The organism is Mesorhizobium sp. M0910 (genome assembly GCF_040319465.1).
Classification (GTDB): Bacteria; Pseudomonadota; Alphaproteobacteria; order Rhizobiales; family Rhizobiaceae; genus Mesorhizobium.
The window spans coordinates 265,610-282,960 of record NZ_JAMYNZ010000006.1 but is presented as its reverse complement, the minus strand read 5'-3'; the positions used below and the strand labels follow the sequence as shown (position 1 = coordinate 282,960).

Below are 17,351 nucleotides of genomic sequence, written 5' to 3'. Positions count from 1 at the left end.
GCTTGCGTCCAAATAACTTTCTAACAGACAGGCTAAATTTGCCGGCAATTCCAAGGATAACTGGTGCCGCTTGCGTGACTCGAACACGCGACCCCATCATTACGAATGATGTGCTCTACCAACTGAGCTAAAGCGGCCCGGGAAGCCGTGCTTCCAAGATGGGCTGGGTGATAGACGCAACCGGCCGCGAATTCAAGATGGCTGCGCGAATTCAGGACGAGCAATTCGTCTCCGTCCCAGGCCGGGCGCAAGGGCAGCCGCCGCGCCGATGCGATGCCGTATCGGCAGGCCGCCCCGTCCGTCACGTCGGGGCCGTGACGGAAAAATCAGCGAAAAAGGTTGATTTCTTTACCGAAAACCGCCGAAATGAGCTTTGTATCCCTCGGCAAGGCAGAATGCAGCCGCTCGCTTGTTGATTGATTGGTCGCCTGCGGCTAACGATCATGACAATGTGAGTGGAATTGCAGAGGGAATTCGTTTGGACGCGATCGAAAAAGCGATCCGCAACGCCTTTGAGAAAGGCAATGCCGACGACCGGGCGTTTCGCGAGCGGGTCTACCGATCGGCTTTCGCGGCACTCGACCGTGCCCTGCAGGCCAATCCAAACGTCACCGTGGAAGTCGCCATCAAGCGCCGCAAGGCGGTCCAGGCGAAGATCACCGAAATCGAATCGGAATTCCTGCCGGCGGTTACCGACGTCGCCGCGCCGACCGACAGTTTGGAGGCAGCACCGGAGGTGGAGCCTCCGGCCGAAGCCGAGCCCGCGCCGTCGCCCGATGTCGTCGTTGACGGTCCGCCGCAGCCGCCCGAATCCGATGCGCCCCGGTCGCGCGTCCTGCCGGTCGTCCCGGACATAATGCCCGATGCGCCTGTTCCCGAGGCGCCGGTGATCGACATGGGGGCCTCGGCTCCGACCGAAGCCGAAACCGACGACGCGGAAGTGACGCCCGACCGCGACGACCGGCGGGCGAGGCGGCGGCGCCTGCCTTTGACCGCGATCTTCTTCGGCGTGACGCTGCTCGCAGCCGCCGGCATCGGCCTTTATTTCGCCAACCAGACCGGCGTCTTCAAATCGGCGACCGAACTCGACACGGCGCCGCCGGAAGCGCCGCCAACGGTCGACGGCGATGATTTCACGCCGGACAACACCGCTTCGCCGCCAAAGCAGGGCGAGGCGGACCAGGCGCGCGACTGGATCAACGTGTTTTCGCCGGGTGACCCGACGCAGGTCAATGCACCGTCGGACGCCAAGGCCGACGTTATCCAGGACGAAAGCGGTTCCTTCCTGCGCATCCGCTCGGGTGCATCCGGTTCGGCCATCAGCTTCGACGTCGGGCAAGGCGCGCTGGAAAAACTCGCCGGCAAGCATGCCACATTCGACATCATCGCGCGCTCCGAGGAGGGCCAGGAGACGCAGATTTCCGTCGATTGCAATTTCGGCGAACTCGGCGACTGCGGCCGCAAGCGCTATGCCGTCGGTCGCGAGCGCAATGAATATCTGTTCGACGTGCGCTTTCCCGACAAGCATCCGGGTGCTGCCGGCACCATCGCCATCAATTCCGACTTCGACAAGCAGGGCAAGTCGGTCGACATCTACGAGATTCGCGTCTCGGTCGTTCCGTAAAGCACGTCGCGTTCGGACGGGCCTCATGCGACGCAGTTTAGGTTCTTGTTTTGATGCATGTCGTTACCGCAAAACCGCTGCACGCTTTTGCGCGACATGCATTAACTATCGAGCAGCGCCTGCAGCGTCTCGATGCGGTCGGCTTCCGCCGCCGGCTTGTCCCAGCGCAGCCGCGAAATGCGCGGAAAGCGCATGGCGACGCCGGATTTGTGCCGCGTCGAACGGTTGAGCCCTTCGAACGCCACCTCCAGCACCAGGCCCTGTCTGCGATCGGCCCGTACCGAGCGCACCGGGCCAAAGCGCTCAATCGTATTGTCGCGGACATATTTGTCGATTTGCCTCAGTTCCTCGTCGGTGAAGCCGAAATAGGCTTTTCCCACCGGCACCAGCTCCTCCGATCCTTCCGGCCCGGACCAGACGCCGAATGTGTAGTCGGAATAGAAGCTCGAGCGTTTGCCGTGGCCGCGCTGGGCGTACATCAGCACGGCGTCGACCGTGTGCGGATCGCGCTTCCATTTGAACCACGGCCCCTTCGGCCGCCCGGCCACATAGGGCGAATCCCAGCGCTTCAGCATGACGCCTTCGATGACCGGATGCAGCGGCTTGCGGCGCAATTCCTCCAGCGCCTGCCAGGTGGTGAATGCGACCAGCGGCGACAGATCGAAGCGACTCGGATCGAGTGTCCTGACGAAGGCCTCGAGCCGGCCGCGTCGTTCGCGGAAGGGCAATCCCCGCACATCCTCGTCACCAATCTGCAGCGCATCGTAGCAGCGCATGAAGGCGGGGTATTGCTGCTGGATCTTGGGTGACACGCTCTTGCGGTTCAGCCGCTGCTGCAGGTCCGAGAACGTGCCCGTCGCCTGCCTGGGGTCACCGACCAGAAGCTCGCCGTCGAGGGAGCCTGAAAAATCCATCGCCTCGGCAAGATCCGGAAAAGCGCCGGAGACATCGTCACCGGTGCGCGAATAGAGCCGGCGAATGCCGCCTTCGCAAACCGCCTGGACGCGGATGCCGTCCCATTTCCATTCGGCCGCGTAGTCGGCCGGGTCGAGCTTTTCGAGGTCGCCGTCGCCGACGGCGTTCGACAGCATCACTGGCCTGAACAGCGCCAGCGCCGTCTTCCTGGGTTTTTCCGCCTTGCCCTCCAGCCAGGCGAACAGAGCCGCATAAGGCGGCGTCAGCCCGTGCCAGAGTTCCTCGATCTCGGCGATATCGACCTTGCCGAAATCGGCCAGCGCCTGCTTGGCGAGCCGCGCCGAGACACCGATGCGCAGGCCGCCGGTGACCAGCTTTATGATGGCAAAGCGCGCGGACGTGCTGGCGCTGTCGAGCAGCCGGGCCAGCACCTGCGGCCCGTCGGAACGGCTTGCCGCCTGCAGCTTGGCCACCACCTCGGCCAGCGTCGGCGCGTGGTTCGCAATATCGAGAGGCGATTGCGGCCAGACCAGCGACACGGTCTCGGCCAGGTCGCCGACATAGTCGTAGGAATAGCCGAACAGCACGGGATCCATGCGCTCGATCACCAGCGTGCGCAGCATTGCCGGCTTGACCGCGGCGATGGAAAGATCGCCGGTAATGGCCGCCAGCGCCAGCCCGCGATCCGGATCCTCGACGCTGCGGAAATAGTCGGTCAAAAGCGTCAGCTTGCCGTTGCGCGACGGCGTCAGCACCAGCCGGTCGAGAAGCTCGGCGAAGCGGTTCATGAGCGGAGCGCCAAGGGGGGAAGTTTGCGATCCTTCGCGCCCCCCTCTGTCCTGCCGGACATCTCCCCCACGAGGGGGGAGATCGGATGTCGCGACTGGTTTCGCCAATCTCGAACGTCGCTGGAATGAGCGCGGCGGCGAAGAAGCCAATCTCCCCCCTTGCGGGGGAGATGGCCGGCAGGCCAGAGGGGGGTGTGAAGGATCGCGGCGCCCGCGATTGGTGGTTCAACAATTGCCATCAATCGCCCTCGTCCTCATAGCCGACGAGATGCAGCGGCCTGGCGGCGATGCCTTCGAGTTCGCACCAGCGCACCAGCGCCTCCTCGCGGCCATGCGTCACCCAGATTTCTTCCGCGCCGGTCTCCTTGATCGTTGCTGTCAGCTCGTCCCAGTCGGAGTGATCGGAGATAATCAGCGGCAGCTCGACGCCGCCCTGCTTGGCGCGCTGGCGGATGCGCATCCAGCCTGAGGCGAAGCACGACATCGGATCGGGAAAGCGCCGCGCCCAGCGATCGGCGAAGGCGGATGGCGGGCCGATGACGATGGCGCCGGCAAAGTCGCTTTTTTGGCCGGTCTCGACGGTCGCCGGTTCCAATGTGCCGAGATCTATGTCCTGGCTCTGGTAATATTCGCTGAGCTTGGCCAGCGCACCATGGATGTAGATCGGCTTTTCGTAGCCGGCATGGCGCAGCAGCCGCATGACACGCTGCGCCTTGCCCAGCGCATAAGCGCCGACCAGATGCGTGCGCTCGGGAAACTGTTCGGTCGATTTCAGCAGCCGGGCGATCTCTTCGGAATCGGGTGGATGGTGAAACACCGGCAGGCCGAACGTCGCCTCGGTGATGAAGACGTCGCACTGGAGCGGCTCGAACGGCTCGCAGGTCGCGTCGTTCTGGCGTTTATAGTCGCCGGACGCGACGATGCATGTGCCCTGATGCGCGACCTTGATCTGCGCCGAGCCCAGCACATGGCCGGCCGGGTGAAAGCTGACGGCCACACCGCCAAGCGCAATCGTCTCGCCGAGCACGGCGGCTTGCGTCGTTCCGGCAAAACCTTCGCCGTAACGCAGACCCATAATATCGAGCGTCTGCTGCGTCGCCATTACCGAGCGGTGGCCGGAGCGGGCATGGTCGGAATGGCCATGCGTGATCAGCGCCCGGTTGACCGGCCGCACCGGGTCGATGAAGAAATCGCCGGGCGGGCAATACAACCCTTCCGGCCGGGGATGAAGCAGGTCGCTGGCGCGCATGGCCCCAAGATAGGCGCTAATTCCGGCGCGGGAAGCCTGTTGTAAGTCACTGCTGACTCCAGCATAGAGCGCAAGCCGGGCTGCAAACACCCGGCGGAACTCGATCACGATGAAACCGCTCCAGACCTCGTCCGGCGATTTGACCGCCGACCGCCGCGCCGACTATGCCGAAATGCTCTATGCATCCGGCGATCATGCGGCAGCCGCGGAATTGCTGCTCGGCGCGCTCGAACTGGCGCCGCAATGGCCAGCCGGCTGGTTCCGCCTCGGCGAGATGCAGGAAGCGGCGGGCGCGCCCGATCGTGCCGCGCAGGCCTGGACGACGACACTGCGGCTCGACCCGGCGGACAGGCTCGGCGCGGTGCTCAAGCTGCAATTGATCGGCAGGGCAGCGGCTGCCCAGGCGCCGCCCAGCGCCTTTGTCGAGACGCTTTACGACCACTATGCCGAAAGCTTCGAGGGTGAGCTGGTCGACAGGCTCGGCTACCGTCTGCCCGAATGCCTCGACCGCGCCATCCGGGCAGCACGGCCGGGCCGGTTTTCGCTGGCGCTCGATCTCGGCTGCGGCACCGGCCTCATGGGCCAGAAGCTGCGGCCAATCGCCGATCGGCTGGAGGGTTACGACATCTCGGCCGGCATGCTGAGGCAGGCGCGCGCCAAAGGCCTCTACGATCTGCTCGTCAAGACGGACCTGCAGGATTTTTGCTATTCTGGCCCGAAAGCCGATCTGGTGACGGCGGCCGATGTGTTTATCTATGTCGGCGCACTCGACAGGGTGGTGAACAAGATTGCCGGAATGCTTGCCGGCGGCGGTCTGTTTGCGTTCTCCGTCGAGACGCTCCCGGGCGGAGAATCGTCTGACAGTGCCGGCTTCGCCCTGCAGCCGTCGCGCCGCTACGCGCATTCGCGAGGCTATATAGAGCGGGTTCTGGATGCCGACGGCTTTTCGGTCCTGTCGCTGCAGGCAACGATCATCCGGCAGGATCGCCGCGAACCGGTCGAAGGGCTGGCCGTAGTGGCAAGCTTGCTTTCCGGCAGCGTAAAATCTGGCTAAGACTTCTGCCGCTGCGCATGAGAAGCCGCAGCGGCGAAAGACAAGGAGCACGTTCATGCGCTGGAACATGACGGTCTTGGCATCTTGCCTGGCGATGGCCGGCTGCGTCGGCAATTCGATGTCCGAACGGCAGGACGAAAACGTCCAGTCCTCGCTGCTGTATGACAAGGTGCCTTGCGATCAATTGCTGGCGCAACGAAACGGCCTGGCGCAGCAATATCATCTGCCGGTGGACGCCAAGCCGTCCTTCTCCAACCCGGCGACGGGCTTTGGCCCGTTCACGCCGGATATTCGCTCAAAAGCCAAGCGCGACGCCGACCAGGCAAGCGGCAAGATCGACGCCATGAACCGGTCGATTGCCCGCCGCGAATGCGGCAAGCCGGCCAAAAGGAACAAGCTCGGCCTGACCTGACCGGATCCTAATCCGCCACCTTCCACTGCTCGCGCGAGGCGCTGGCGGGATAGACGCCGAGAATGCGCATTTCGCGCGAGAAAAAGCGCAACTCGTCGAGTGCCAGCTTCACCAGCGGATCGTCGGGATGGCCCTCTATGTCGGCGTAGAACAGCGTCGCTGTAAACGCGCCGAGCTGGTAGCTTTCCAGCTTGGTCATGTTGATGCCGTTGGTGGCAAACCCGCCCATCGCCTTGTAGAGCGCCGCCGGCACGTTTCGGACGCGGAAGATGAAGGTCGTCATCATCTTGGCGTCGGCCGAGGGACGTTCGGCCCATTGCTTGTTCTTGGTCAGCACCACGAAGCGGGTGACGTTGCTGTCGGTGTCCTCGACATTCTCCTCGATGATGTCGAGTCCGTAGAGGGTCGAGGCCAGCGCCGGCGCCAGCGCGGCCATGGTGCGGTCCTTCATCGCGGCGACCATCTTGGCGGCGCCCGCGGTATCGCCGGCAACCGCCGCCTTCCAGCCGTTCTTGCGGATGTATTTGCGGCATTGGCCGAGCGCGTGGATGTGGCTGTGCACGGTCCTGATCTCGTCGCGCCTGACGCCGGGCAGCACCATCAGCTGGAAGTGGATCGGCAGAAAGTATTCGCCGATGATGTGCAGCTTCGATTCCGGCAAGAGGTGATGGATGTCGGCGACGCGACCGGCAATGGTGTTCTCGATCGGGATCATGGCCAGATCGGCCTTGCCGGTCTCGACGGCGTTGAAGGCGTCCTCGAAGGTCGGGCACGGCAACGGCTCCATCGACGGGAACATGTTGCGGCAGGCGGTGTCGGAATTGGCGCCCGGCTCGCCCTGGAAGGATATTTTGTTGGTCTTTTCAGGCATGCGCGGAGTCTCGGGAATTGGGGGAAGAATTTCTTAGTTGGAAAGGAGCGCCCTGGCGCGTTCGAGATCGTCCGGCGTATCGACGCCAAGCGGCACCGACTGCACGATCTCCGCATCGATGCGCATGCCAGCCTCCAGAGCCCGCAACTGCTCGAGCCGCTCGCGGCGCTCCAGCGGCGATGGCCTTAGCGCAACGAAGCGTTCGAGCGCGGCGCGGCGATAGGCATAGAGGCCGATATGATGGTAGAGCGGGCCTTCGCCCCAAGGGGCGGTGGCGCGGGTGAAATAGAGCGCCCTGAGCCGCGTCGTCGAGAGTGGCGAGCCGACCAGCTTGACGACGTTCGGATTGGTCTTTTCCTCATCGCGGACGATCTCGACGCAGAGCGTGGCGATATCCACCGCCGCGTTCTCGAAAGGCTTCAGCGCGGCACCGATAACAAGGGGGTCGATGGACGGCAGATCGCCCTGCACATTGACGATCGTCTCGACCGTCTTGCCGGGGTCGAGAATGGTCAGGGCTTCGAAGATGCGGTCGGAACCGGTTTCGTGGTCCGCCCGCGTCATCACCGCCTCGAAACCATGCGCGCGCACCGCCTCCGCAACGCCTTGCGTATCGGTGGCGACGACCACCCGGCCGAGCCCCGCCTCGGCAGCACGGCGGGCGACGTGGACGATCATCGGAGTGCCGGCAATGTCGGCCAGCGGCTTGCCCGGCAGGCGGGTCGAGGCCATGCGGGCCGGGATCAGGATGAGCGTGGACATGAGGCGGGCAGGGGCTCGAAAAAGAGGGGGACAAAAGTGGCAAAAGGTCTCACTGGCAGCGCCCTTATAGGTGTTGCAACGCCGGAGCAAAAGACCTAGTTTCCGCGCGATTTGACCGCCTCGCAGGGTGGTTCACGAACCGACGGACGGAGTGGACGGATCGGTCCGCCGGAAAAGGGAGCCTGGGGCGTATGGATTCCAACGAAGTCAACAAGCTGCTCGCCGGTTTCCTCGGCACGGTGTTCATCGTCTTTTCCGTTGGCATCGTATCTGACGCGCTGTTTGCCTCGCCGACGCCGGAAAAGCCCGGCTTCGCCATCGAGGCGACCGAGCCCGCCGAAGGCGGCCCGGCCGCTCCAGCCGCGGAGGCCAAGCCGATCGCCGAGCTGCTGGCCACCGCCAACGCCGAAGCGGGTGCCGCCATCTTCAAGAAATGCCAGGCCTGCCACTCCGGCGAAAAAGGCGGCCCCAACAAGGTTGGCCCCGATCTGTGGGACATCATCGACCGTCCGGTCGCCGAGCATGAGGGCTTTGCCTATTCGGCCGGCATGAAGGAGTTCTCCAAGGGCGGCAGCGAGAAGTGGACCTACGACAATCTCAACCACTTCATCACCTCGCCGAAGAAGTTCGTGAAGGGCACGGCGATGGGCTTCGCCGGCCTGCCGAAGGATGAGGACCGCGCCAACGTCATCGCCTATCTGCGCACGCTGTCGGACAATCCGAAGCCACTGCCGGCCCCCGGCGCCTCGGCCGAGAACGCGCCCGCCAAGCCGGCCGAAGGTGCAGCCCCTGCCAAGCCGGCAGAAGGCGCCGCTCCGGCCGCTCCCGCAAAATAACAAAACTGTAATGACATAATCCTTGAAAAAGCCGGGTTCAGCCCGGCTTTTTCGTTTGGGAAAATGCATATGCGACGACAAAGCCGCTCGGTTGCGGTTTTCAGCGCCGCCAAATGATCTAGATTGGGCCCAGACGCTATGGTGACGGCGCTATATCGCGAAGAGGAGAACGCATGACGGTTGGCCGAGCGCGGACGCTTCTGAAATCAGTGCTGATGCTGGCTGCTTTTGCCAGCGGCCTGCAGGTGGCCTTCGCGGACCAATGGCGCACGACCTCGTCGCTGATCGGCGAATCCAAATATGGCGACAATTTCCAGCACTACGATTACGTCAATCCGGATGCACCGAAGGGCGGCACGCTGAATTCGGTTGTGCTGGGCACGTTCGACAGCTTCAATCCCTACATCGTGCAGGGTTCGCCGGCCGCCGGCTTTGCACAGTTCGGCGGCGGCCTGCTCTACGACACGCTGATGGAGCAGGCGACCGACGAGGGCAGCACCAGCCATCCGCTGATCGCCGACGCCTATAAATATCCGGCCGACTATTCCTCGGCGACCTACCGGCTCGACCCGCGGGCCAAATGGCATGACGGCCAGCCGATCACCACGGACGACGTGATCTGGTCGTTCCAGGTACTGAAGGCCAACAGCCCGATGTACAGCCGCTATTTCGAGAACGTCACCGACGCCGTCGCCATCTCCGACCGCGAGGTCGAGTTCCATTTCAACCAGAAGGGCAACCGGGAGCTACCGAAGATCATCGGCGATCTCGTCGTGCTGCCCAAGCACTGGTGGGAAGGCACCGATGCCAGCGGCAAGAAGCGCGACGTCACCAAACCGACGCAGGAGCCGCCGCTGGGATCGGCCGCCTACAAGATCGCCAGCTTCAAGCCGGGCTCCGAAATCATCTGGCAGCGCGTGCCCGATTACTGGGCGGCCAAGCTGCCCGTAAAAATTGGCCGCGAGAATTTCGACAGGCAGCGTTTCAGCTATTTTCTCGACGACAATGCCGCCTGGCAGGCCTTCACCAAGGGCGGCTTGGACGACATCAAGCCGGAGAACAGTTCGAGGCGCTGGAACACGGCCTATAATTTCCCGGCAGTCAAGGCCGGTGACGTCATCAAGAAGGAATTCAAGACCGCGTCGCCCGAACCGATGCAGGCCTTCATGCTCAACACCAGGCGCCCGCTGTTTCAGGATCGCCTGGTGCGCGCCGCGCTGATGTACCCGTTCGACTTCGAGACAATGAACCGGACCCTGTTCTTCGGTTCCAACACCCGCACCAGCAGCTATTTCCAGGGCACGGAACTGGCGTCGAGCGGCCTGCCGCAGGGCAAGGAACTGGAGATCCTGGAGCAGTACCGCGACAAGCTGCCGCCCGAAGTCTTCACCCAGGAATTCAAGCTGCCGGTCTACGACACCCCGCAGGCGGAGCGCAAATACCTGAAGGCCGCGGTCGATCTGTTCGCCAAGGCAGGCTGGGTGATCAAGGGCGGCAAGATGGTCAACGCCAAGACCGGCGAACCGTTCAAATTCGAGATCCTCGGCTGGAACGACACCGACCAGGTCATCGCCAGCCCGTATATCGCCAATCTGCGCAAAATCGGCGTCGACGCCACGCTGCGCCTGATCGACCAGACCCAGTATATCAACCGCGTCACCCATTTCGACTTTGACGTGGTCACCTCGATACTCGGCCAGTCGGACTCTCCCGGCAATGAACAGCGCGATTTCTGGAGCTCCAAGGCCGCCGATTCGCCGGGATCGCGCAATTACGCCGGCATCAAGAATCCGGTCGTCGATGCGCTGGTCGACCGGATCATTTATGCCACCGACCGCGACGATCTCGTTGCCGCCACCCATGCGCTCGACCGGGTGCTGTTGTGGAATTTCTACGTCGTGCCGCAATATTACCGCGCCGTGGTCTGGCTCGCCTACTGGAACAAGTTCGGTATGCCGGAAAAGCAGCCCGCCTATAGCGGCGTCGACCAGAATTCCTGGTGGATCGACCCGGCCAGGGAAAAGGCGCTGGCGGCCAAATACAAGAGCGGCAATTGATGGCGGCGCTGCCCCGTCGCGACTTCCTCGCCCTGGGCGGTGCCGCCGCGGCCGCAGCGCTGCTGCCCGGCCGGGCTTTCGCGGCCATTCCAACCGGCGTAAAACTGCACGGGTTGTCGGCTTTTGGCGATCTCAAATATCCTCCGGATTTCACGCATTTCGACTATGTCAATCCGGACGCTCCCAAGGGCGGCCGGATGAATTTCGCCCCGCCGAACTCCACCCTCAATCAGAGTTTCCTGACTTTCAACACGCTGAACTCACTGGTGTTGAAGGGGGATTCGCCGCCGCGCACCGAGCTCTGCTTCGATTCGCTGATGGCAAGGGCAGTCGACGAACCGGATGCGGTCTACGGCCTGCTTGCCGAATCCGTTACCTTGTCGCAGGATCGCAATGGCTACCGCTTCAGCCTGCGGCCACAAGCGCGCTTCCATGACGGGTCGCCGCTGACCGCCGACGACATTGCCTTCGCCTTGAACCTCTACAAAGACCGGGGACATCCGAACCTTTCCCAAGCGCTGCGGCATATGACGGAAGCGGTCGCAATCGATCCGCTTACAGTCAACCTCACCTTCAACGGCCAACAGTCCGCGCAGAATATCCTCGCCATCGCCGTAATGCCGATCGTGTCGAAAGCTTTCTACACCGCCAATGATTTCGACGTCTCGACGATGACCCCACCGCTCAGCTCCGGACCATACAGGGTTGGACGGGTGGTGGCCGGGCAGACTGTCGAATATGAACGCGTCGCCGACTATTGGGGCCGCGATCTGGCCGTGAACCGCGGCAGTTATAATTTCGACCGCATCCGTATCGATTTCTACCTTGATCGCCAGGCAGCCTTTGAAGCATTCAAGAAAGGGGATACGCATTTTCGCGAGGAGTTCACCTCGCGGGTATGGGCGACCGGCTACGACTTTCCAGCACTGAAGGATGGCAGGGTCGTCAAACGCGAATTTCCCGGCGAGAAAACGCCATCCATGCAGGCTGTCGCGCTGAACCAGCGCCGTCCGCAGTTCCGCGACATTCGCGTGAGACGGGCAATCGCCTATTGCTTCGACTTCGAATGGACCAGGCGGGTTCTGTTTTTCGACTCCTACGAGCGTTCGCAATCGAACTTCGAGCGATCGGATTACAAGGCCAAGGGCCTGCCCTCACCCAGGGAGTTGGCCCTGCTGGAGCCGTTTCGAGCCGAGTTGCCGCCGGAGACCTTCGGCGAACCGGTGATGCAACCCGTCTCCGACGGCTCCGGGCACGACCGTAAGATGCTGCGCGCGGCTTCGAGGCTGCTTGCCGAAGGCGGCTGGAAGCGAGCGGGCAATTTCGTCGTCAACGACAAAGGCGAGCGCCTGCGCGTGGAAATGCTTGCCGAGGACGAGGGTCTCGTTCGTATTTTCGCGCCGTGGTCCGAGAATATGAAGGCGATCGGCATCGACGCTTCGATCCGGCAGGTCGACTCGACGCAATTTGAAGCGCGGCAGAGCAATTTTGACTTCGACTTCAACATGCTCGCATGGTCGATCGGAGCGACGCCCACCGCCGACGGTTTGGAGATTCTCTATGCTTCCCGAATGGCGAAAACGCCGGGGATGCGCAACTATCCGGGTACGGAAAGCAAAGCCATCGACGCGCTGATCGAGGCAGCCGGCAAGGCGCAGAGCCGGATCGAACTGGTCACCGCGCTCAACGCGCTCGATCGGGTCTTGCGCGCGCGGCTAGACTGGATTCCAACATATCATCTGGCGAATCACCGAGCAGCCTTCTGGGACATGTTCGGCTTTCCCGCTCAAAAGCCGGATTACGACTTTCCGGTCGAGACGTCGTGGTGGTTCGACAAAGACAAGGCGGCAAAGATTGGCAAAGGCTGAGATTTTTGCACAAGCGAGGCAGGGAACCTGATGGGCGCCTATGTACTGCGCCGCATCCTGTTGATGATCCCGACCCTGTTCGGCATCATGGCGGTATCCTTCGCCGTCATCCAGTTCGCGCCGGGCGGGCCGGTCGAGCAGGTCATCGCCAGGCTGACCAACCAGGGCGGCAGCGATCGCCTCGGCGGCGGCGGGGGTGATGCCGGCGGCGCCAATTTCGACGTCGCCGGCGACGTCGGCTCGAAATACCGTGGCGCGCAGGGGCTCGACCCGGAATTCATCAAGAAGCTGGAGAAGCAGTTCGGTTTCGACAAGCCGCCGCTCGAGCGGTTCGGCATGATGCTGTGGAACTATCTCCGCTTCGATTTCGGCGACAGCTATTTCCGCGACATATCGGTGCTCGACCTGATCCTGGAAAAGATGCCGGTGTCGATCTCGATCGGGCTGTGGATCACGCTTTTGTCCTATCTGATCTCGATCCCGCTCGGCATCCGCAAGGCGGTCAAGGACGGCTCCACCTTCGACGTCTGGACCAGCGGCGTCGTCATTGTCGGTTACGCCATTCCGGGCTTCCTGTTCGGCATATTGCTGATGGTGCTGTTTGCCGGCGGCTCGTTCTGGGACTGGTTTCCGCTGCGCGGCCTCACCTCCGACAATTGGGACCAGCTGTCGTGGCCGCAGCGGATTGTCGACTATTTCTGGCACATGACCCTGCCGCTGACGGCGCTGGTGCTGTCGGCCTTCGCCACGACGACGTTGCTCACCAAGAATTCCTTCCTCGAGGAAATCCGCAAGCAATATGTGGTCACAGCCCGCGCCAAGGGCCTGTCGGAGCGGCAGGTGCTTTATGGCCACGTCTTCCGCAACGCCATGCTGATCGTCATCGCCGGTTTCCCCGGTGCCTTCATCTCGGCATTCTTCACCGGGTCGCTGCTGATCGAGAACATCTTTTCGCTCGACGGCCTCGGCCTGCTTGGTTTCAACTCGGTGGTGCAACGCGACTATCCGGTGGTCTTCGCCAATCTCTACATCTTCTCGCTGCTTGGCCTGTTCGTCGGGCTGCTGTCCGACCTGATCTATACCTGGGTCGATCCGCGCATCGACTTCGAGCGGAGAGACGTCTGATGGCGCAGGCGACAGCCGAAACGGCGCCGCCTCGGATCGCGCGGCCCTTTCTGTCGCCGCTCAACCAGCGGCGCCTGCAGAACTTCAAGTCCAACCGGCGCGGCTACTGGTCGTTGTGGATTTTCCTGTTCCTGTTCGTGCTGTCGCTGGTTTCCGAACTGATCGCCAACGACAAGCCGATCATCGCCTCCTACAAGGGCGAGATCCTGTTTCCGGTCCTGGTCGCCTATCCCGAGGAGAAGTTCGGCGGCTTCTATGCGGTCACCGACTACCGCGACCCGGTCATCCAGGACGAGATCAATGCCAATGGCTGGATGGTCTGGCCGCCGGTGCGCTACTCCTACCAGACCGTCAACAACGCCATTCCCGAAGCAGCACCGACCAAGCCGTCCTGGCTCTACGACAAGAAGACGCGCTGCAACCAGTATCCGAAAGGCGAAGCGGACCCCAATTGCAACGTCGGCAACTGGAACTGGCTGGGCACCGACGACCAGGCCCGCGACGTGCTGGCGCGCGTCATCTACGGCTTCAGGATATCGGTGCTGTTCGGCCTGATCCTGACCGCCGGCTCGGCGCTGATCGGCGTGGCGGCCGGCGCCTTGCAGGGCTATTTCGGCGGCTGGACCGACCTTCTTTTCCAGCGCTTCATCGAGATCTGGTCGGCGATCCCGGTGCTGTATCTGCTCTTGATCGTCGCCGCCATCCTGCCGCCCGGTTTCTTCATCCTGCTCGGATTGATGCTGCTGTTCTCCTGGGTTGCGCTGGTCGGCGTGGTGCGGGCCGAGTTCCTGCGCGCCCGCAACTTCGAATATGTCAATGCGGCGCGCGCGCTCGGCGTGCCCAACATCACCATCATGTTCCGGCATCTGCTGCCCAATGCCATGGTGGCGACGCTGACCTTCCTGCCCTTCCTGCTCAGCGGCTCGATCTCGACGCTGACCTCGCTCGACTATCTCGGCTTCGGCCTGCCGCCCGGCTCCGCCTCACTGGGCGAGTTGTTGAAGCAGGCGCAGCGCAACCTCAATGCCCCCTGGCTCGGCATTTCCGGCTTCGTCGTCATCTCGCTGATGCTGTCGCTGCTGGTCTTCGTCGGCGAGGCCACCCGCGACGCCTTCGATCCGCGCAAGACGTTCAGATGAGGGCGATGCAGGCTGGCATTCGGCATGTTATATTCCGGAAATGGCAATCCGGACAAAAGCGGACGTACCCTCAAGTGACCGGCGGCTTTGATCGGTGAAACACCAGTGGCAGCCATCGCTCGATCACTGGAGAGCAAATTGGCCGATATGAGCGAACCCGGAGCCATGACGGTGTGTTGGCGTCCGTGCAGTCCGTCAATCCGCACGTTGGGGAAGGAAGGGTTATGAATAGGATCATCCTTGAACACTACCCGGCATCGAAGCTCCCGGATGAACTGCGAAAAGGCATAGCGCCGAGCGCCTCGGTCAGAGTGACAGTGGAGGAGGAGGCCAACAGGCCCCTTGGCCGCGAACAATTGCTTGAACTCATGCGGGATGCTCAGGCCAACGCGCCGGGAACAAGCCTCGACGAGGCTGTCGCGCGTGTTCGTGCCCTCCGCGATGAGTGGGAGGATTGATGGCTGCAGTCCGGCTTTATGTCGACACCAACATTTTCATCTATGCCTTTGAAAACAATGATGCGCTTGCAAACAAACTGCTTCAGCTCATTTCACTGAACGAGGGCAGAAAGCAGCCTTTCCTGGCGACGAGTGAGATCGTGCTCGCGGAGTTGATGGTCGATCCCTTGAGAAAGAACAATGAGCGACTGATCGAGCTCTACGACAATATTTCAATCGGCAATGCCTTCATCTCAATTGGGACGATAACTCGCGACGTTCTCTGGCACGCAGCACAGTTACGTTCGGAATTCCTTTCGTTGAGATTACCAGACGCGATCCATCTTTCCACAGCGATGCACTTCGGCTGCACCCAATTTCTGACCGCGGACACGAGGTTGAAAGAGACCTATTCTATCGCACCAAATCGTCTCGTCCCCCCTCAAATGGCAGCCAAAATTTCGATCATACGACCGGAAATTTCCGCCTTGGACAGGGTTGTCGCGGAAGTTGAGCTATGACCCCCCCTCTCCTCTCGGTCCAGGATCTCAGCGTCGCCTTCACGCAAGGCGGCAGCCAGTCGGTCGCCGTCGACCATATCTCCTTCGACCTCGCCAAGGGCGAGACGGTGGCGCTGGTCGGCGAATCCGGCTCCGGCAAGTCGGTCACCGCGCTGTCGGTGCTGAAGCTGCTGCCCTATCCGACCGCCAGCCACCCGTCGGGAAAGATCCTGTTCCTCGGCGCCGACCTGCTTGCCGCGGACGAGAGAGACTTGCGCCGCGTGCGCGGCAACAAGATCACCATGATCTTCCAGGAGCCGATGACCTCGCTCAACCCGCTGCACACGATCGAGCAGCAGATCGTCGAGGTGCTGAAGCTGCACCAGGGCCTGGGCGATCGCAACGCCAAGGCGCGCACGCTGGAACTTCTGCACGAGGTCGGCATCCGCGAACCGGAAAAACGGCTCGACGCCTATCCGCACCAGCTTTCCGGCGGCCAGCGCCAGCGCGTCATGATCGCCATGGCGCTCGCCAACGAGCCTGAACTGTTGATCGCCGACGAGCCGACGACCGCGCTCGACGTCACCGTCCAGGCGCAGATCCTCGAATTGCTGGCCGGCCTGAAAAGCCGCAAGAACATGTCGATGCTGTTCATCACCCACGATCTCGGCATCGTCAGGAAGATCGCCGACCGGGTCTGCGTGATGACCAAGGGCAAGATCGTCGAGACCGGCCCGACCAAGGAGATATTCACCAATCCGCAGCACGCCTACACGCGGCATCTGCTTGCCGCCGAGCCGAAAGGCAAGCCGCCGGCGGCCAACCAGGCCGCCAAGCCGGTGATGGTCGGCAAGGACGTCAAGGTCTGGTTTCCGATCAAGAAGGGCTTCTTCCGGCGCACCGTCGACAATGTGAAGGCGGTCGACGGCATCGACGTCACCGTGCGGGCCGGCCAGACGCTTGGCGTCGTCGGCGAATCCGGCTCAGGCAAGACGACGCTCGGCCTGGCGCTGGCCAGGATGATCTCGTCGACGGGGACCATCCAGTTCAACGGACGCGGCATCGATCAGCTGTCCTTCAGCGAAATGCGGCCGTTGCGACGCGAGTTGCAGATCGTCTTCCAGGATCCGTTCGGTTCGCTCAGTCCGCGCATGTCGGTCGCCGAGATCATCGAGGAAGGGTTGAAGATCCACGAGCCGAAACTGTCTCCCGATGCGCGCGACGAGCGTGTCGTCGACGTCCTGAAGGAAGTCGGCCTCGATCCGGCGACGCGCAACCGCTATCCGCACGAATTCTCCGGCGGCCAGCGCCAGCGCGTCGCCATCGCGCGCGCCATGGTGCTCAACCCGCGTTTCGTCATGCTGGACGAGCCGACCTCGGCGCTCGACATGAGCGTGCAGGCGCAGGTCGTCGACCTCTTGCGCAGCCTGCAGGCCAAGCACGATCTCGCCTACCTCTTCATCAGCCACGATCTGAGGGTCATCCGCGCGCTCGCCAACGAAGTCATCGTCATGCGTAATGGCAGGATCGTCGAGGCCGGTCCTTCCGAACAGATTTTCGGCAACCCGCGGACCGACTATACAAAGGCGTTGATCTCGGCCGCCTTCAAGATCGAAACGGCGCCGGTCGGTATCGTCAGCGAGTAGATTTTCGCCAGAGATCATGCACTAAATCAAAACGCTGCCGCGCCCCTGCGAGTCCGGACGCGAACGCT

General features: G+C 62.5%; 15 protein-coding genes and 1 tRNA gene. 11 read left to right on the top strand and 5 right to left on the bottom strand.

Going from position 1 to position 17,351, the window contains the following annotated elements; translation table 11 throughout:
* Window positions 1-61: 61 nt before the first annotated feature.
* Window positions 62-137, bottom strand: a tRNA-Thr gene (locus NKH78_RS17390).
* A gap of 341 nt (window positions 138-478) precedes the next feature.
* Here NKH78_RS17390 and NKH78_RS17385 point away from each other — a divergent pair.
* The gene (locus tag NKH78_RS17385; RefSeq protein ID WP_352777904.1) at window positions 479-1,624 is read left to right on the top strand and encodes a hypothetical protein; all 1,146 of its coding nucleotides are present in this window, start codon (window positions 479-481) and stop codon (window positions 1,622-1,624) included.
* A 101-nt stretch (window positions 1,625-1,725) separates the two neighbouring features.
* Here NKH78_RS17385 and NKH78_RS17380 read toward each other — a convergent pair whose 3' ends face one another.
* Together NKH78_RS17380 and NKH78_RS17375 are read right to left on the bottom strand one after the other, a co-directional pair.
* Entirely contained in the window at window positions 1,726-3,327 is a 1,602-nt protein-coding gene (locus NKH78_RS17380) for a cisplatin damage response ATP-dependent DNA ligase (RefSeq protein WP_352739409.1), read from the bottom strand.
* Window positions 3,328-3,565: 238 nt separating this feature from the next.
* A complete protein-coding gene (locus NKH78_RS17375) occupies window positions 3,566-4,576 on the bottom strand; it encodes a ligase-associated DNA damage response exonuclease (RefSeq protein WP_352702546.1) in 1,011 nt (336 codons plus the stop codon).
* 109 nt (window positions 4,577-4,685) lie between these two features.
* Between NKH78_RS17375 and NKH78_RS17370 the strand changes: the two genes are divergently transcribed.
* On the top strand, window positions 4,686-5,630 hold the full coding sequence (locus NKH78_RS17370) for a methyltransferase domain-containing protein (RefSeq protein WP_352740891.1): 945 nt from the start codon (window positions 4,686-4,688) through the stop codon (window positions 5,628-5,630).
* 55 nt (window positions 5,631-5,685) lie between these two features.
* On the top strand, window positions 5,686-6,042 hold the full coding sequence (locus tag NKH78_RS17365) for a hypothetical protein (protein WP_352702377.1): 357 nt from the start codon (window positions 5,686-5,688) through the stop codon (window positions 6,040-6,042).
* Between the two features lie 7 nt (window positions 6,043-6,049).
* Here NKH78_RS17365 and NKH78_RS17360 read toward each other — a convergent pair whose 3' ends face one another.
* Together NKH78_RS17360 and NKH78_RS17355 are read right to left on the bottom strand one after the other, a co-directional pair.
* The gene (locus NKH78_RS17360) at window positions 6,050-6,913 is read right to left on the bottom strand and encodes a prephenate dehydratase (RefSeq protein WP_254816209.1); all 864 of its coding nucleotides are present in this window, start codon (window positions 6,911-6,913) and stop codon (window positions 6,050-6,052) included.
* A 33-nt stretch (window positions 6,914-6,946) separates the two neighbouring features.
* Window positions 6,947-7,675, bottom strand: coding sequence for a 3-deoxy-manno-octulosonate cytidylyltransferase (locus tag NKH78_RS17355; RefSeq protein ID WP_352506112.1), 729 nt, complete (start codon window positions 7,673-7,675; stop codon window positions 6,947-6,949).
* Between the two features lie 191 nt (window positions 7,676-7,866).
* On the opposite strand from NKH78_RS17355, the gene NKH78_RS17350 reads away from it, so the two are divergent.
* The 8 genes from NKH78_RS17350 (at window position 7,867) to NKH78_RS17315 (ending at window position 17,283) form a co-directional block, all read left to right on the top strand.
* A complete protein-coding gene (locus NKH78_RS17350; RefSeq protein ID WP_352740894.1) occupies window positions 7,867-8,511 on the top strand; it encodes a c-type cytochrome in 645 nt (214 codons plus the stop codon).
* Window positions 8,512-8,684: 173 nt separating this feature from the next.
* Window positions 8,685-10,568: an extracellular solute-binding protein gene (locus NKH78_RS17345; RefSeq protein WP_352740896.1), complete on the top strand. Its 1,884-nt coding sequence runs from the start codon at window positions 8,685-8,687 to the stop codon at window positions 10,566-10,568.
* A complete protein-coding gene (locus NKH78_RS17340; RefSeq protein WP_352740898.1) occupies window positions 10,568-12,436 on the top strand; it encodes an extracellular solute-binding protein in 1,869 nt (622 codons plus the stop codon). Before NKH78_RS17345 ends, NKH78_RS17340 begins: the two co-directional genes overlap by 1 nt.
* Before the next feature lie 30 nt (window positions 12,437-12,466).
* The gene (locus tag NKH78_RS17335; RefSeq protein WP_352740900.1) at window positions 12,467-13,561 is read left to right on the top strand and encodes a microcin C ABC transporter permease YejB; all 1,095 of its coding nucleotides are present in this window, start codon (window positions 12,467-12,469) and stop codon (window positions 13,559-13,561) included.
* Window positions 13,561-14,700, top strand: a complete 1,140-nt coding sequence (locus tag NKH78_RS17330) for an ABC transporter permease (protein WP_254816204.1) — start codon at window positions 13,561-13,563, stop codon at window positions 14,698-14,700. Before NKH78_RS17335 ends, NKH78_RS17330 begins: the two co-directional genes overlap by 1 nt.
* Window positions 14,701-14,924: 224 nt before the next feature.
* Complete coding sequence (locus NKH78_RS17325) at window positions 14,925-15,158, top strand: hypothetical protein (protein WP_352506116.1); 234 nt, start codon at window positions 14,925-14,927, stop codon at window positions 15,156-15,158.
* On the top strand, window positions 15,158-15,658 hold the full coding sequence (locus NKH78_RS17320; protein WP_352506117.1) for a type II toxin-antitoxin system VapC family toxin: 501 nt from the start codon (window positions 15,158-15,160) through the stop codon (window positions 15,656-15,658). The genes NKH78_RS17325 and NKH78_RS17320 overlap by 1 nt, the downstream gene beginning before the upstream one ends.
* Window positions 15,655-17,283 carry an ABC transporter ATP-binding protein gene (locus NKH78_RS17315; protein ID WP_352740902.1) on the top strand — a complete coding sequence of 543 codons (1,629 nt, stop codon included), beginning with the start codon at window positions 15,655-15,657 and terminating at the stop codon, window positions 17,281-17,283. Before NKH78_RS17320 ends, NKH78_RS17315 begins: the two co-directional genes overlap by 4 nt.
* The last annotated feature ends 68 nt before the right edge of the window (window positions 17,284-17,351 follow it).

Excerpts from the sequence above, each read along its gene's own strand:
- NKH78_RS17380 (WP_352739409.1), bottom strand. The coding sequence starts at position 3,327 with ATGAACCGCTTCGCCGAGCTTCTCGACCGGCTGGTGCTGACGCCGTCG.
- NKH78_RS17375 (WP_352702546.1), bottom strand. The coding sequence starts at position 4,576 with ATGCGCGCCAGCGACCTGCTTCATCCCCGGCCGGAAGGGTTGTATTGC.
- NKH78_RS17370 (WP_352740891.1), top strand. The coding sequence starts at position 4,686 with ATGAAACCGCTCCAGACCTCGTCCGGCGATTTGACCGCCGACCGCCGC.
- NKH78_RS17365 (WP_352702377.1), top strand. The coding sequence starts at position 5,686 with ATGCGCTGGAACATGACGGTCTTGGCATCTTGCCTGGCGATGGCCGGC.
- NKH78_RS17360 (WP_254816209.1), bottom strand. The coding sequence starts at position 6,913 with ATGCCTGAAAAGACCAACAAAATATCCTTCCAGGGCGAGCCGGGCGCC.
- NKH78_RS17355 (WP_352506112.1), bottom strand. The coding sequence starts at position 7,675 with ATGTCCACGCTCATCCTGATCCCGGCCCGCATGGCCTCGACCCGCCTG.
- NKH78_RS17350 (WP_352740894.1), top strand. The coding sequence starts at position 7,867 with ATGGATTCCAACGAAGTCAACAAGCTGCTCGCCGGTTTCCTCGGCACG.
- NKH78_RS17345 (WP_352740896.1), top strand. The coding sequence starts at position 8,685 with ATGACGGTTGGCCGAGCGCGGACGCTTCTGAAATCAGTGCTGATGCTG.
- NKH78_RS17340 (WP_352740898.1), top strand. The coding sequence starts at position 10,568 with ATGGCGGCGCTGCCCCGTCGCGACTTCCTCGCCCTGGGCGGTGCCGCC.
- NKH78_RS17335 (WP_352740900.1), top strand. The coding sequence starts at position 12,467 with ATGGGCGCCTATGTACTGCGCCGCATCCTGTTGATGATCCCGACCCTG.
- NKH78_RS17330 (WP_254816204.1), top strand. The coding sequence starts at position 13,561 with ATGGCGCAGGCGACAGCCGAAACGGCGCCGCCTCGGATCGCGCGGCCC.
- NKH78_RS17325 (WP_352506116.1), top strand. The coding sequence starts at position 14,925 with ATGAATAGGATCATCCTTGAACACTACCCGGCATCGAAGCTCCCGGAT.
- NKH78_RS17320 (WP_352506117.1), top strand. The coding sequence starts at position 15,158 with ATGGCTGCAGTCCGGCTTTATGTCGACACCAACATTTTCATCTATGCC.
- NKH78_RS17315 (WP_352740902.1), top strand. The coding sequence starts at position 15,655 with ATGACCCCCCCTCTCCTCTCGGTCCAGGATCTCAGCGTCGCCTTCACG.